The organism is Gluconacetobacter tumulicola (assembly GCF_014174215.1).
Taxonomy (GTDB): Bacteria; Pseudomonadota; Alphaproteobacteria; order Acetobacterales; family Acetobacteraceae; genus Gluconacetobacter; species Gluconacetobacter tumulicola.
On record NZ_JABEQL010000032.1, the window covers coordinates 1 to 15,224 of the forward strand.

Here is a 15,224-nt window from a genome sequence, read left to right on the forward strand (position 1 = left end):
CACCCGTCCGCCACTAACCCCGAAAGGTTCGTGCGACTTGCATGTGTTAAGCATGCCGCCAGCGTTCGCTCTGAGCCAGGATCAAACTCTCAGGTTCATCTCAGATCTCCACAAAAGCAGAAACCCAAAACAAACAAACCCGAACTCAATCCAAGCCTTAACTACTCAAACCAAAGGCCCAAGCAATCAAACTCGAAGCTATAAAAACGCATAAATCAAAGAAATATGCATCACAGCGTCCAAGCAGGCATCAATCAAACCCAGGCTAAACCCAGATAAAACCAATCCCTAACAACCCACTCTCGCAGGCCGCCAGAACGCCGCCAACATATCCCTTCCATTCCATATTCTATTGTCAAAGAACCGGTCCGAAGCGGTAGTGCCGTTCGGTGAAGCGGGTTTTACGGAGATCGGGGGGGGATGTCAACGCGCTTCAAAACAGCCCCAAAACACCCTGTTTTTCCCGGAAAACCGGCCCACCCAACCGGGAGCCCACACCCCTCTGTGGACAAAGCGTGGATAAGAAAATGAACTTTTTTCTGCTTTTCCATGTCAGGGCCGCGAAAAGCCCCTGAAAGGGGCGGCGCATCACATTGCGCCGCCCCGCCAACCGGTCAGTCTTCGGCGATCGACCGGCCGTTGATGGTCAGCCCCTTGTCATCGGCCGACACCTTGATGCGCTCGCCATCATGGATGGTGCCATCCAGCAGCAGCCCCGCCAGCGGGTTCTGCAACGTGCGCTGGATCACCCGCTTCAGCGGACGCGCGCCGTAGACCGGATCGTAGCCTTCCTCGGCCAGCCACAGATGCCCGGGTTCGTCCAGATCCAGCTCGATATGCCGCTCGTCCAGCAGCTTGCGCAGGCGCCCGATCTGGATATCGACGATCCGCGTCATGTCCGCCCGCTGGAGACGGGAGAACAGGATGATCTCATCGAGACGGTTGAGGAATTCCGGCCGGAAGTGATTGCGCACCACCTTCATGACCTCGGCCTGCACCATATCGGTGGATTCATTGTCCGGCAGATGCGCCAGGACATCGGACCCCAGATTGCTGGTCAGGACGATGATGGTGTTGCGGAAATCGACCGTCCGCCCCTGCCCGTCCGTCAGCCGCCCGTCATCGAGCACCTGGAGCAGGACGTTGAAGATATCCTCGTGCGCCTTCTCCACCTCGTCGAACAGGATCACCTGATAGGGCCGGCGCCGCACCGCTTCGGTCAGCACGCCGCCTTCCTCGTAACCGACATAGCCCGGAGGCGCGCCGATCAGGCGGGAGACCGCATGCTTCTCCATGAACTCGCTCATGTCGATGCGCAGCAGGGCCTTCTCGTCATCGAACAGGAAGCGGGCCAGCGCCTTGCACAGCTCCGTCTTGCCCACACCGGTCGGGCCAAGGAACAGGAACGAGCCGATCGGCCGGTTGGGGTCCTGCAAGCCCGCGCGGGCACGCCGCACCGCATTGGCCACCGCCTTCAGCGCCGGTTCCTGACCCACCACGCTGCGGCGCAGTTCGTCTTCCATCCGCAGCAGCTTGGCCCGCTCGCCTTCCAGCATGCGGTCCACCGGCACGCCGGTCCAGCGCGACACGACGGAGGCGATGCCCTGTTCAGTCACGGCCTCGCTGACCAGCCCGGCGCCCGCGGCGGCACTTTCATTCGCTTCCTGCGCACTGGAGATCTTCCCCTCCAGATTGGGGATGACGCCGTACATCAGTTCCGACGCCCGACCCAGATCGCCGCGCCGCTGGGCGACCTCGACATCCGACCGCGCCTGGTCGAGCTGTTCCTTCAGCTTCTGGATCGCGTTCACGCGGTCCTTCTCGGCATGCCAGGCCGCCGACATGGCGTTCGATTTTTCCTCGATCTCCGCCAGTTCGGCTTCCAGCTTCACCAGACGCTCGCGGCTGGCGGCATCCTCTTCCTTGCGGATCGCCTCGCGCTCGATCTTCAGCTGGATCAGCCGGCGGTCGAGTTCGTCCAGTTCCTCCGGCTTGCTGTCGATCTGCATGCGCAGGCGGCTGGCCGCCTCATCCACCAGATCGATCGCCTTGTCGGGCAGGAAACGGTCGGTGATGTAGCGGTTGGACAGCGTCGCCGCCGCCACCAGCGCGTTGTCGGTGATCCGCACGCCGTGATGGAGCTCGTACTTCTCCTTGATGCCACGCAGGATCGAAATCGTATCGGGCACCGAGGGCTCGCCGACATAGACCGGCTGGAAGCGCCGGGCCAGGGCCGCGTCCTTCTCTATATACTTGCGGTACTCATCCAGCGTGGTGGCGCCGATGCAATGCAGCGTGCCGCGGGCCAGTTCCGGCTTGATCAGGTTGGACGCATCCATCGCGCCATCCGTCCGGCCGGCCCCCACCAGCGTGTGCATCTCGTCGATGAACAGGATCACCTGCCCTTCGGCGCTCTCGATCTCCTTGAGCACGGCCTTCAGCCGTTCCTCGAACTCACCCCGGAACTTGGCACCGGCCACCAGCGCGCCGAGATCGAGCGACAGCAGCCGCTTGTTCTTCAGCGCCTCCGGCACGTCGCCATTGACGATGCGCAGGGCCAGCCCTTCGACGATCGCGGTCTTGCCCACGCCGGGCTCGCCGATCAGGACCGGGTTGTTCTTGCTGCGCCGGGCCAGAACCTGGATCGCACGACGGATTTCCTCGTCGCGTCCGATCACCGGGTCCAGCTTGCCCTGCTGGGCGATCTCGGTCACGTCGCGGGCATATTTCTTCAGCGCATCGAAGCTGGCTTCGGCGTTCTCGCTGGTCACGGTACGGCCCTTGCGGATGGTGGCAACCGCCTTGTCCAGCGCCTGCGGCGTGGCACCGCCCTCACGCAGCGCGCGGCCGGCCGGCGTGTCCGAGGCGGCAATGGCCACCAGCAGACGGTCCTGCGCCACATATTCGTCACCGGCCTTCTGCGCCGCGCTCTGCGCCGCATCCAGCAGCCGGACCAGATCGGGCGTGGCCTGGGGCTGACCGGCCCCGCCACCCTGCACGCGGGGCAGCTTGGCCAGCGCGGCCTCGACCGCCGCCTGAATGGCGGGCGCCTGCCCACCGGCAGCGCGGATCAGCGCGGACGCCGCGCCTTCCGGGTCGTCCAGCAGCGCCTTCAGCAGATGTTCGGGCGTCAGTTGCTGATTGTACTCACGCACGGCAATCGTCTGCGCGGCCTGGAGGAACCCGCGCGACCGTTCGGTGAATTTCTCGATATTCATAATCCCATGTCCCTTTCACTCAGGCGACCTGAAGCTGGGGATGCCATCCCTTCATAAGGCAATGGCACGCCACACAGAGGTCGAGATGGGGATAATGAGACGTTGTTACAAGGGTCTGGAGACGCGATGGCACATGACTGCCCCGCCCCTCGCGCGGCCGGTTTCATGACACCGATCATTGAAACCGGGGCAAGACTTCCTTAACCGCCGCAACGGCGCAGGCCTCGTCCAGATCGCCGCCGGGCGCGCCCGAGACGCCCAGGCCCCCCAGCACCGAACGATCCGCCCGGCGGAGCAGCACGCCACCGGGCACGAACAGCACCTGCGGAATCGTGTTCAGCGCCCCATTGGCCGGCCCGGTGACCTTGGCCGCGATCAGCGCGCTGGTCGTATCCTTGTCGAAGGTCATGCCATAGGCATAAGCGGTGTAGGCCTTGCGGTAGGATACCGACAGCGATTGCAACGGCACGGTATCGCCCTTGATGATCGCCTGCTCATGACCGGACGGATCGACCACGGCGGCGGTCACCGACCAGCCGCGCGCGGCACAGATCCGCACGGCAGCCGCCGCGAGCTGATCGGCAACCTCCCACGACAGTTTCTGGGTGGTGATGACGGAAGGCCCGACGGCACGGGCCGGTCCGCCCGTCAGCTGGCCCGCGACCGTAGTCGAGGATTCCGTGCACACCGGACGGCTGGTAACGGTGATGGAAGCCTGGGAGCCGGACCCGGTCACCTTCTACGCCATCCACCCCGTCAGCATCGCCCACTCACAGAAGATCGCGCTGTTCATCGACGACCTGCTGGCGCCGGACGGCATCATGGCCGATCAGACAGCGCCGTAGGTCACATCCAGCGTGCCGACCCCGACGCAGCTTGCATGCAGCACATCGCCCGGCTGCACCGCGCCAACGCCCGCCGGCGTGCCGGTCATGATCAGGTCCCCCGGCGCCAGCTCAACGAAGGCACTGAGCTGCGAGACGATATCGGCGACCGGCCAGATCATGTCCGACACGTCACCCTGCTGACGAACCATCCCGTTCACCGACAGGGTGATGGGCCCGCGCTCCGGATGGCCGATCACAGCCACAGGCGCCACCGGCCCGATCGGGCAGGACTGATCGAACCCCTTGGCCAGCGCCCACGGCCGACCGGCCTTCTTGGCCTCGGCCTGCAGGTCGCGGCGCGTCATGTCCAGGCCCAGCGCATAGCCATAGACATGCGACAGCGCCTGATCCACCGGGATATCCCGGCCGCCGGTGCCGATCGCCACCACCAGCTCGACTTCATAATGCAGATTGGCGGTCCTGACCGGAAAGGGCAGCACCCCGCCGCCAGGAACAACGGCATCGCCCGGCTTGGCGAAGAAGAAAGGCGGTGCCCGATCCGGATCGCTCCCCATTTCGCGCGCATGTTCGGCATAGTTCTGGCCGACGCACCAGATCCGGCGCACCGGGAAACGGGCATCGGTCCCCGTGACGGACAGGCTGGGCTGAGGCGGCTGAGCGATGACGTAATCGGTCATGGGGTGTCCTTATTGACTGAGCCGGGCAAGCTTATTCCCACTCTCCACCGGCATGAAAGAGCCCTTACGCGGTAACATGCTTGCGCATCCGGACCAGCGGAACAGCAACCTCGTTCACGATCGCTTCGACCGTTTCGACAGGCTGGTACCCGCTCGCCACATAAAGCGGCTGGCCGCTCAGCGTCGCCATCAGTTCCACCGCCGAAAATCCTGCGGCACAAGCAGCCTGTTCGCACCCCGACAGGATCACACGGCCGATACCCTGCCGCGCGCAACGCGGGTGCGTATACATCGCACGGATCTTCGCGGCGTCACGGGCAGGATCGAGAAGCTGCGGGTTGCGCAGGCGCGTACTGTGATCGCCGCCATAAAGCGTCGCACGCCGGCTCCAGCCGCCACATCCCACGATCTCGCCGTCCTTTTCGGCCACGAGATAAGTGCCGTCGACGACCAACTGGGTATCCAGCCCCATGATCGCCCGGCTGGCCGCGATCTGTTCGGGCGTGAGGAACCCCGCCTGCAAGGTCTCGATCGACAGGGCGATCAGCGACCCCAATGCCGGAAGATCGGCCATGGTCGCCCATCGTGTGCTGACGGCGTGCATCACACAGCCCTTTCGATGGATTCCGGCAGGGTTTCTGTTCTTTTTTACAAAAAAGAACCAAAAAACTCCTGATTCGTTCAGGAGCCTTGTGCTGGGGACACACAATGTCCCTGAACAGATCAAAAGTCTTTTTGCTTCTTTTTCTTCAGAAAAAGAAGATTTACGGCCGGGCGGCCACAATCACCCGCCCGGCCTGTCGCATGATCAGTTGCGGGTCTTGTCGACCAGCGCGTTCTTGCCGATCCACGGCATCATCGCGCGCAGCTTCTCGCCGACCTGCTCGATCTGGTGGGCGTTGTTGCGGGCGCGGATAGCCTTGAAGCCGACATTGCCGGACTGGTTTTCCAGGATGAAGTTGCGCACGAACGTGCCGTCCTGGATGTCGGTCAGGACGCGCTTCATCTCGGCCTTGGTCTCGGGCGTCACGATGCGCGGGCCGGTGACGTATTCGCCGTATTCCGCCGTATTCGAGATCGAGTAGTTCATGTTCGCGATGCCGCCTTCATAGATCAGGTCGACGATCAGCTTGGTCTCGTGCAGGCACTCGAAATACGCCATCTCGGGGGCATAGCCGGCCTCGACCAGCGTCTCGAACCCGGCGCGGATCAGCTCGACCAGGCCACCGCACAGCACCGCCTGCTCGCCGAACAGGTCGGTCTCGACCTCTTCCTTGAAGCTCGTCTCGATAATGCCGGCACGACCGCCGCCATTGGCCGAGGCATAGGACAGCGCGATTTCCAGCGCATTGCCCGACGCGTTCTGCGCCACGGCAACCAGCGAGGGCACGCCGCCGCCACGCTGATATTCCGAACGCACCGTGTGGCCGGGGCCCTTGGGCGCGATCAGGAACACGTCGAGATCCGGACGGGCCTCGATGATGCGGAAATGGATCGACAGGCCATGCGCGAAGGCCAGCGCCGCGCCCTGCTTCAGGTTGGCTTCCAGATGCTCCTTGTACAGCGCACCCTGGCCCTCGTCCGGGGTCAGCACCATCACGACGTCGGCCCAGGCGGCGGCGGCGGAGGGGTCCATGACCTTGAAGCCCGCGCCCTCGGCCTTGGCCACGGCGGACGAGCCCGGACGCAGGCCGATCACCATCTCGGTGACGCCGCTGTCCTTCAGGTTGTTGGCATGGGCGTGGCCCTGGCTGCCATAGCCGATGATCGCGACCTTCTTGGACTTGATCAGGTTCACGTCGGCGTCGCGATCATAATACACGCGCATGATAAGACCTCCTGTTGAGACGAAAGATAAGGATGGATGACCCGCGGTCAGATCGTCCGGGGGCCCCGGATGATCGCGGCCACGCCCGTGCGGGAGACTTCGGCCAGGCCGAGCGGACGCATCAGGTCGATGAACGAATCAAGCTTCTCGGTCGCGCCGGTCAGCTCGAAGACGAAGGATGTGGCGGTGGTGTCCACCGCGCGCGCGCGGAAGGCCTCGGCAATGCGCAGGGCCTCGGTCCGGGCCTCGCCGCTCGAGACGACCTTCACCAGCGCCATTTCACGCGCGACATGCGGCCCCACCTGCGTCAGGTTGGCCACGCGATAGACCGGCACCAGCCGCCCCACCTGGGCCTTGATCTGCTCGATCACCTGCGGCGTGCCCGAGGTCACGATATTGATGCGCGACTGGTGGCGCGACTGCTCGACCGGCGCCACGGTCAGGCTTTCGATATTGTAGCCACGGCCCGAAAACAGCCCGATCACGCGGGCCAGCACGCCGCTTTCGTTTTCCACCAGAATGGAGATGACCGCGGAGACTGTCGTCTCGTCCTGCATGGTCATGATGAGAATTCCTGAACAGGGCCCGGCACGGGGCGAACCCCGCTGCCGGTGTATATCAAGGGAGACGGCCGGATGGGCCGGGGGCGAAGGGGCGTCGGATCAGACCAGCATGCGGCCCTCGGCGCTGACCTTCACCTCGCCTTCCTGCTCGGGACCCAGAAGCATCTGGTTATGGGCCGCGCCGGACGGGATCATCGGATAGCAGTTCTCGTCCTGCGCCACGCAGATATCGGCCACCACCGCGCCGGGCTCGGCCAGCATGGCGCGGATCACGTCGTCCAGTTCGCCCACGCAGGTCGCGCGCATGCCCTTGGCATGGAAGCTCTCGGCCAGGCGGATGAAATCCGGCAGGGCCGCGCTGTAGCTCTCGGAATAGCGGGAACCATGCAGCAGTTCCTGCCACTGGCGGACCATGCCCATATACTGGTTGTTCAGGATGAACAGCTTCACCGGCAGGCGGTACTGGGCGATGGTGCCCAGTTCCTGGATGTTCATCAGCGTCGAGGCCTCGCCCGCGATGTCGATCACCAGCGCGTCGGGATGCGCGACCTGCGCGCCCACCGCCGCCGGCAGGCCGTAGCCCATGGTGCCCAGCCCGCCGGAAGTCAGCCAGCGGTTCGGCCGGTCGAACTGGAAATGCTGCGCGGCCCACATCTGATGCTGGCCCACCTCGGTCGAGACGAACGTGTCGCGCCCGGTTTCCATCGCCAGCTCATACAGCCGGCGGACCGCATGCTGTGGCCGGATGATCGCCGACGGCGTCCTGTCCTGGTCGAAATGCAGGCTGCGGATGCCGCGCCAGGCATCGATCTGCTGCCACCACTGACCCAGCGCCGCCGGATCGGGCGCGCCGTCCTGGCGGTCCCATTCCTCCAGCATCATCTCGATCACGCGACCGGCATCGCCGACGATCGGCACGTCGACCTGCACGATCTTGTTGATCTGCGAGGGCTCGATATCGGCATGGATCTTGAACGAATCCGGCGAGAACGCATCCAGCCGCCCGGTCACCCGGTCGTCGAAGCGCGCGCCCAGCGCGACCAGCACGTCGCAGCCATGGGTGGCCAGATTGGCCTCATAGGTTCCATGCATGCCCAGCATGCCCAGGAAATGCCGGTCGGTGGTCGGATAGGCGCCCAGCCCCATCAGGGTCGAGGTGCAGGGGAAGCCGGTCTTGCGCACCAGCCGGCCCAGCGCCTCGCTGGCCTGCGGGCCCGCATTGATGATGCCGCCGCCGGTATAGAACAGCGGCCGGCGCGCACGCTTCATGGCCGCGACGGCGCGCACCACCGCCTCGCGCTCCGGCTCGGTGCGCGGACGGTAGGACGGATGCGGCGCGCGCGACGCCGGGGCATAGGGCGCCGGCCCCACCGAGATATTCTTGGGCAGGTCCACCACCACCGGGCCGGGCCGGCCGCTGCGGGCGATGTGGAAGGCCTCGTGCGCCACCCGGGCCAGATCGGCCGGCTTCCTCACCAGATAATTATGCTTGGTGGCCTGACGGGTGATGCCCGTGGTGTCGGCCTCCTGGAACGCATCGGTGCCGATCAGCGGCACGCCGACCTGCCCGGTGAAGCACACCACCGGGATGGAATCCATCAGCGCGTCCACCAGGCCGGTCACGGCATTGGTCGCCCCCGGGCCGCTGGTGACCAGCACCACGCCGACCTTGCCGGTCGAGCGCGCATAGGCCTCGGCCGCATGCACGGCCGCCTGCTCGTGCCGCACCAGGATGTGGCGCACCGCGTTCTGCTTGAACAGCGCGTCATAGATCGGCAGCACCGCGCCACCCGGATAGCCGAAGATGACATCGACCCCCTGCTCGACGAGAACGCGAAGCAAAACCTCGGCACCGGAGAGGACAATATCCGCTCCGTGGTCACGCGTGTTCGGCTTCAGGTCGTTCAGGTTGGGTGTCGCGTTCATGTCCCTGCTCCTCCATCCGGCGTGTTTGACGCGGGGCCACAAGGCCCCCTCCGGACGGAATGTGGGCTGGGTTTAGGGAAACTGACGGCCCGCGTCAATCCGGTTTAGAATAAAAGAAATGACGTTGCCGTCATTTCTTTCCATTTGTTGCGCATCGCTGTCGATCCGCGTGTCGATCACCCGCGTATCGGCCGCATCCGCCAGGCTGTGATGGGCAAACCAGGTCGTCTGCCGCCGCGTGTAGCGCCCGGTCGCCAGCACCGCACGGCCCGCGGCTTCCTCCACTGTCAGCTCCCCGCGCAGATGGGCGGCCAGTTCCGGCACGCCATGCGCGCGCATCGCCGGCAGGGCCGGGGACAGGTCCTGCGCCAGCAGCGTCCGCACTTCCTCCAGCGCCCCGGCCCCCAGCATCGCATCGAAGCGCCGCGCGATCGCGGCCCGCAACGCATCACGCGGCGGCTCCAGCCGCACCGCCACCCGGTGACAGGCCAGAGGCGGCAGCGTCGCGGCCCGGCGCCAATGGGCCATGCCGTGCCCGGTGCCCGACCAGACCTCCCACGCGCGGGCCACGCGCTGGCTGTCGGAGGGGCGCAGCGCAGCCGCACTTTCGGGATCGACCGCCGCCAGCCGGGCATGCAGCGCCGCCGACCCCTCTTCCTCGACCAGCCGGCGCGCCTCAGCCCGGGCCTCGGCACCGGGGTCGGGAATGTCGGTCAAACCGTCGGTCAGCGCGCGCATATACATGCCGGTGCCGCCACACAGCACCGGCAACCGCCCTTCAGCCCACGCCGCCTCGATTTCCGCTATCGCGCGGGCGCGCCACCAGGCGACGCTGCCGGTCTCGTGCGCGGGCAACACACCATACAGACGATGCGGCACGGCCGCTTCTTCTTCCGGCGTCGGCCGGGCCGTCAGCACCCGCAGATCGCGATAGACCTGCATCGAATCCGCGTTGATGATCACGCTGTCCGTCGCGCGCGCCACCGCCAGCGCCAGCGCCGATTTGCCCGAGCAGGTCGGCCCCGCGATCACCACCACCGGCCGTTGCGACAGATCCACCGCTTGCGTCATGCCGCCTTCCCTGTCACACGCCTGTTCGTCATGTCGCTGTCCCATACCATCACGCTCGTCGCCCGCCGCGACGCCACGACCCTGACCGACGCCGATGCCCGCGCCGCGCGGGACATGGTGAAGGGCGGCGTCCCCGTCATCCTCTCGCCCGGCGAGGCCGTGGATATTCCCAGCCCCGCGCCCCATTCGGGCATGCCGACGCTGGACACGATGCGCGCCGTCTTCGGCCCGCGCCAGATCGACGTCCTTCTGACGCGTTCGCGCGGACGACGCAAAGGGCTTCTGGTCGCGGACATGGACAGCACCATCGTCGCCAACGAGACGCTGGACGACCTGGCCGCCCATGCCGGCATCGGCGAACGCATCGCCGAGATCACCCGGCGCTCGATGAACGGCGAGATCGATTTCGCCGCCGCCCTGCGCGAGCGCGTTTCCCTGCTGGCCGGCCTGCCCGCCACCCTGCTGGAAACCGCCTGGAACGACGTACGCCTCAACGAAGGCGCGCGCGAACTGGTGGCCACCATGCGCGCCCGCAACGCCCGCACCGCCCTGGTCTCCGGCGGCTTCACCTTCTTCACCAGCCGCGTCGCGGCCCTGTGCGGCTTCACCGAACATCATGCGAACGTGCTGGAGATCCAGAAGGGCATCCTGACCGGCACGGTCGGCGAGCCGATCCTAGGCCCCGACACCAAGCTGGCCCATCTGCGCCGCCTGGCCGAAGACGGGCGCCTGAAACCCGCCGCCACCATGGCCGTGGGCGACGGCGCCAACGACCTGGCCATGCTGAAGGACGCCGGCCTCGGCATCGCCTTCCACGCCAAGCCGATCGTCCGCGCGGCAATCGGCAACCGGGTGGAACACGCCAGCCTGCGTGCACTGCTGTTTGCGCAGGGCTATCCGGCGACATCGTTCGTGAGCGAGGACTAAAGCCCTTCTTTTTCTGAAGAAAAAGAAGCAAAAAGACTTTCAATCGTTCAGGGTCATCGCGTGTCCCCAGCACAAGGCTCCTGAACGAATAAAAGTTTTTTGGTTCTTTTTTTCAAAAAAGAACTTCTACCGCTTTCCCTTCGCCATCCGCGCCGACGCATCCTGCGCCTCGATAAACACATGCGTCACCTCGGGCACCGCCGCGCGGATCTGTTCCTCGATATGAGAGACTGACCGTTCCACCTGCCCGGCGCTCAACCCGTTGTCGAAATCCAGGCTCAACGCCACCAGCACATCCGACGGACCGAAATGCATCGAACGCATTTCGTTCAGCCCCAGCACGCCCGGTTCACGCAGGGCCAGGGCCCGGACCTTGGCCTGGGATTCCACCGCCATGCCCTCGCCGGTCAGCAGGGACTGGGTTTCCCGCGCCAGGAAGGCGGCGGTCACGGTCAGGATCACGCCGATCAGGATCGAGGCCACGCCGTCGAGCATCGGCTGGTCCAGCGTTTCCGCCAGGATATTGCCCAGCAACGCGACCAGCAGGCCGCACAGCGCCGCCGTATCCTCGAACAGCACGGTAAAGACGGTCGGGTCCTTGCTGTGGCGCACGGCCTCGATCCAACCGCGCCGCCCCTTGCCGTTGCGCCGGAACGCCCGCAGCGCCATCAGCCAGACCGAGCCCTCGAACAGGATGGCCAGCGCCAGCACCACGTAATTGACGACGACATGATCCACCGGCTGGGGATGACGAATGCGGCTGACGCCCTCGATCACCGAGACACCGGCCCCGAGGCCGAAGATCAGCAGCGCCACCACGAAGGTCCAGAAATACAGTTCCAGCCCATAGCCGAACGGATGCAGGGGCGTAGCCGGGCGCGCGGCACGGCGCAGGCCCACCAGCAGCAGCATCTGGTTGCCGGTGTCGATCAGCGAATGGATCGCCTCGCTCAACATCGCGGCGCTGCCGGTCATGAAGGCGGCGGCAAACTTGACGACAGCAACCAGCAGGTTGCCCCCCAGGGCCGCGTAGATCACGAAACGGGACGAAGAGGCGGCCATGGTCACTCCGGACAGCGAAGGCCCAGCATAGACCGGATGCCGGCCGCGTCGAAGATGCCGACACCGAAAACCAGCCCCCCGAAGCGGGCGGCAGTTGCGGGCGGGTCGGCCCGCACCTTATAAAAGGCGGCTCGAGACCATGGATCGGCCGGCCGGCCGCGTCCGCTTTCGCACGGAGTGTCAGGTGCGCACCACTGTCGTCCAGATGGCCCCCGGCGCGTCCCTGCCGGACAATATCGCCCAGGCCCGTGACCTGATCGCGGCCGCCGTAGCCGCCGACCGGCCAGACCTGGTGGTGCTGCCGGAAATCTGGAGCTGCCTGGGCGGCGCGGCCGAAACCAAATTCGCCAATGCCGAGGAACTGCCCGCCCCCGGCGCCACGGCCGGCGCCGGCCCGCTCTATCGTTTCCTCTCCGAGACCGCACGCGAACACGGCATCACCCTGCATGGCGGGTCGATCGGCCAGCGATATGGCGGGAAGCTGCTGAACACCAGCCTCGTCTTCGGCCCCGACGGGGTGGAACGGGCGCGCTACAGCAAGATCCACCTGTTCGACATCACCACCCCCGGCGGCGAAGGCTATCGCGAAAGCGATACCTACGCCCCGGGCGAAGAGGTCGTGACCGTCCCGGTGGGCGCGTTCACCGCCGGGCTGGCCATCTGCTACGACCTGCGCTTCGCCGAACTGTTCCTGGCCCTGCGCAGGCGCGGCGCGAACGTGATCGTGCTGCCGGCGGCCTTCACCGCCGAGACCGGCGAGGCCCACTGGGCCACGCTGCTGCGCGCCCGGGCGATCGAAACCCAGTGCTGGGTCGTGGCCTGCGGCACCACCGGCACCCATATCGATGCGGGCGGCCATGCCCGGCGCACCTACGGCCATTCCATGATCATCGACCCCTGGGGCACGATCGTCACCCAGGCGTCGAACGGCGTCGGCTGGGCCACGGCCACCCTGACCCTCGACCAGGTCGAGCGTGTCCGTGCCGGCATGCCCGTGCTGGCCCATCGCCGCCTGGGAGCCTGACCGGAAATGCGCGCTGGCGGCAATCCGACGCGCGTTTCCTGCGCTTCGGTGCTCACTTCCATCAAGGCCGCTCCGCTCCGATGCTCGGAAACCCACGCCGGGCGCGGCCCTTGCGGACCGCTCTCGCTCGCCAGCCCACATTTCCGGTCAGGCTCTGAATACGTGACAGCGCCCCACCCGGCCGCGACCGTGCGATGACCGAAGTCCATCCCCCAATCTGGCCCCGCAGTGGCGCGCCGCGCCGCCTGTGCTTCATCTCGGCCCCGAACGATGTCGCCCGCCGGACGCAGGACGAGCTGGTCGCCCGTTACGGCCAGTATGCCCCGCCAGACGCGGACGCCGTCATCTGCCTGGGCGGCGACGGCTTCATGCTGGAGACGCTGCACAGCATGCTGGGCGAGCCGACGCCGGTCTACGGGATCAATTGCGGATCGGTCGGGTTCCTGATGAATCCGTCCGTGCCCGACGACCTGCCGGCCCATCTGGCCCATACCCAGGCCGCGACGCTGCACCCGCTGCGCATGTGTTCGGTCGACCGCGCGGGCGTGGAAACCAAGGCCCTGGCCCTGAACGACGTGTTCCTGTTCCGCCAGACCCGACAGGCCGCGAAGATCGAGATCGAGGTCGATGGCCGGGTCCGCATGCCGGAACTGATCTGCGACGGCGTGCTGGTCGCCACCCCCGCCGGGTCGACCGCCTACAACCTGTCCGCCCACGGGCCGATCGTCCCGCTCTCGGCCAATCTCCTGCCCCTGACCCCGATCAGCGCCTTCCGCCCCCGGCGCTGGCGCGGCGCGCTGCTGCCCTCCACCGCGCGGGTGACGCTGACGATCCTGGAGAGCGAGAAACGCCCCGTCGCGGCCGTCGCCGATTTCACGGAAGTCCGCGACGTGGTGCGGGTCGAGATCGCCGAGGACCGCACCCTCCACGCCACCCTTCTGTTCGACGCCGACCAGAGCCTGTCGGAACGGATACTCGCCGAACAGTTCACGGTGTAGGAACGCCCCCGGCCCCCATCACGCCGATCAGGTGGCGCGCCAGGGCGTCGGCGGCGACCGGCAGCGGCGCCGTGGCGTGGGCGTACAGGCCCAGATTGCTGACGACCCGCTTCCGGTGATGGTCGATCGGGATATGCTGCAGCGTCCCGGCCCGCAATTCGGGCTCGATCCCGACCTGGGTCATGAACGCGACACCCGCGTTGCGCAGCACGAGCTGCTTCATCAGTTCGATCGACCCCACGTCGTACCGGCGGCATTCCTGGCGGATGGCATGCGGCAGCAGGGCGTCGAGCTGCGCGCGATTGGCGAAATTCGATTTGGGCAGGATGACGGGCATGTCGAAATAATCCGACAGGGCGGAGACCCGCCGCACGGCCAGGGGAGAATCGGGACGCACGATCGCCCCCAGCACGAAGGGTGCGACGTGAAGCTGCCGGATGTCCGGCTGCTTGCTGACTTCGAACGCCAGGCCCATATGCGCGTCGCCGCGTGCGATGGCACCGGGGATGTCGCGTGTATCGAGGACCTGCACGCCGACCGTGATCCTGGGATGGCGGCGGGCCAGCAGCCCGATGGCCTCAGGAAGGATGAAGGCGCATAATCCTTCCACGGTCGCAACCTCCACATGCCCCGCGTGCAGGCCGCGCAACTGGTCGAGGCGCGACGACACCTCCTCGGCATCGCGCAGGACCAGCTGGACATGATGCGCCAGCAATTCTCCAGCACTGGTCAGCCGCATGCCCGACGACAGGCGCATGAAGAGGGGGGTGCCGAGTTCCTCTTCCAGGTAAAGGATCTGCCGGTTGACGGCCGATGACGCGACGTTCAGCCGCCGCGCCGCCTCGCGGACCGATCCCGCGCGATGCACCGCATCGAAATAATGAAGAACGGCCGAATGAAGACGCAGCTTGGTCTTCCCCGGCACCGTCTTTTTCGTAGAAGCCGCCATGTCGCGCATATCCCGCCGATCCGCGAACAGCCCCCTGTCGCCCGCACGCATGATACCCCGCGCTCCCCCGGCAGGGTATGCCGCAGCCGATGCCGTTTCGGCATCAGCTTGCCCTAAAATCGATGCTTTCCAG

Annotated in this window: 14 protein-coding genes and 1 rRNA gene; 4 read left to right on the forward strand and 11 right to left on the reverse strand. The window is 66.1% G+C overall.

Annotated features, from left to right (window positions below; genetic code table 11):
• From HLH29_RS16740 to HLH29_RS16750, 3 genes are all read right to left on the reverse strand, one after another.
• Positions 1-97: ribosomal RNA gene (locus HLH29_RS16740) — 16S ribosomal RNA — on the reverse strand; the annotation flags it as partial.
• Between the two features lie 517 nt (positions 98-614).
• Entirely contained in the window at positions 615-3,218 is a 2,604-nt protein-coding gene (gene clpB / locus HLH29_RS16745) for an ATP-dependent chaperone ClpB (RefSeq protein ID WP_182968527.1), read from the reverse strand.
• A 175-nt stretch (positions 3,219-3,393) separates the two neighbouring features.
• Positions 3,394-3,906: a GlcG/HbpS family heme-binding protein gene (locus tag HLH29_RS16750; RefSeq protein WP_408871987.1), complete on the reverse strand. Its 513-nt coding sequence runs from the start codon at positions 3,904-3,906 to the stop codon at positions 3,394-3,396.
• Between HLH29_RS16750 and HLH29_RS16755 the strand changes: the two genes are divergently transcribed.
• Entirely contained in the window at positions 3,899-4,063 is a 165-nt protein-coding gene (locus HLH29_RS16755; RefSeq protein WP_182968528.1) for a hypothetical protein, read from the forward strand. The genes HLH29_RS16750 and HLH29_RS16755 overlap by 8 nt on opposite strands.
• Here the strand turns inward: HLH29_RS16755 and HLH29_RS16760 are convergent.
• The 6 genes from HLH29_RS16760 to miaA form a co-directional block, all read right to left on the reverse strand.
• Positions 4,048-4,743, reverse strand: a complete 696-nt coding sequence (locus tag HLH29_RS16760) for a fumarylacetoacetate hydrolase family protein (protein ID WP_182968529.1) — start codon at positions 4,741-4,743, stop codon at positions 4,048-4,050. The genes HLH29_RS16755 and HLH29_RS16760 overlap by 16 nt on opposite strands.
• A 64-nt stretch (positions 4,744-4,807) precedes the next feature.
• A complete protein-coding gene (locus HLH29_RS16765; protein WP_246374356.1) occupies positions 4,808-5,317 on the reverse strand; it encodes a GNAT family N-acetyltransferase in 510 nt (169 codons plus the stop codon).
• Between the two features lie 234 nt (positions 5,318-5,551).
• Positions 5,552-6,571, reverse strand: a complete 1,020-nt coding sequence (gene ilvC, locus HLH29_RS16770) for a ketol-acid reductoisomerase (RefSeq protein ID WP_182968531.1) — start codon at positions 6,569-6,571, stop codon at positions 5,552-5,554.
• 47 nt (positions 6,572-6,618) lie between these two features.
• Positions 6,619-7,128 (reverse strand): acetolactate synthase small subunit, encoded by a 510-nt coding sequence (ilvN, locus tag HLH29_RS16775; RefSeq protein WP_182968554.1) that lies wholly within the window; start codon positions 7,126-7,128, stop codon positions 6,619-6,621.
• A gap of 105 nt (positions 7,129-7,233) precedes the next feature.
• Positions 7,234-9,060: a biosynthetic-type acetolactate synthase large subunit gene (ilvB, locus tag HLH29_RS16780; RefSeq protein WP_182968532.1), complete on the reverse strand. Its 1,827-nt coding sequence runs from the start codon at positions 9,058-9,060 to the stop codon at positions 7,234-7,236.
• A gap of 72 nt (positions 9,061-9,132) precedes the next feature.
• A complete protein-coding gene (gene miaA / locus HLH29_RS16785) occupies positions 9,133-10,131 on the reverse strand; it encodes a tRNA (adenosine(37)-N6)-dimethylallyltransferase MiaA (RefSeq protein ID WP_182968533.1) in 999 nt (332 codons plus the stop codon).
• 30 nt (positions 10,132-10,161) lie between these two features.
• On the opposite strand from miaA, the gene serB reads away from it, so the two are divergent.
• Positions 10,162-11,058, forward strand: coding sequence for a phosphoserine phosphatase SerB (gene serB / locus HLH29_RS16790; RefSeq protein ID WP_182968534.1), 897 nt, complete (start codon positions 10,162-10,164; stop codon positions 11,056-11,058).
• Positions 11,059-11,184: 126 nt separating this feature from the next.
• Here serB and HLH29_RS16795 read toward each other — a convergent pair whose 3' ends face one another.
• Complete coding sequence (locus HLH29_RS16795; protein WP_182968535.1) at positions 11,185-12,120, reverse strand: cation diffusion facilitator family transporter; 936 nt, start codon at positions 12,118-12,120, stop codon at positions 11,185-11,187.
• A 184-nt stretch (positions 12,121-12,304) separates the two neighbouring features.
• Between HLH29_RS16795 and HLH29_RS16800 the strand changes: the two genes are divergently transcribed.
• Together HLH29_RS16800 and HLH29_RS16805 are read left to right on the forward strand one after the other, a co-directional pair.
• Positions 12,305-13,144: a nitrilase-related carbon-nitrogen hydrolase gene (locus tag HLH29_RS16800; protein WP_182968536.1), complete on the forward strand. Its 840-nt coding sequence runs from the start codon at positions 12,305-12,307 to the stop codon at positions 13,142-13,144.
• 194 nt (positions 13,145-13,338) lie between these two features.
• The gene (locus HLH29_RS16805) at positions 13,339-14,142 is read left to right on the forward strand and encodes an NAD kinase (RefSeq protein ID WP_182968537.1); all 804 of its coding nucleotides are present in this window, start codon (positions 13,339-13,341) and stop codon (positions 14,140-14,142) included.
• Here HLH29_RS16805 and HLH29_RS16810 read toward each other — a convergent pair.
• Positions 14,132-15,142: a LysR family transcriptional regulator gene (locus HLH29_RS16810; RefSeq protein WP_246374358.1), complete on the reverse strand. Its 1,011-nt coding sequence runs from the start codon at positions 15,140-15,142 to the stop codon at positions 14,132-14,134. The two genes, HLH29_RS16805 and HLH29_RS16810, sit on opposite strands and share 11 nt — an antisense overlap.
• Positions 15,143-15,224: the final 82 nt, after the last annotated feature.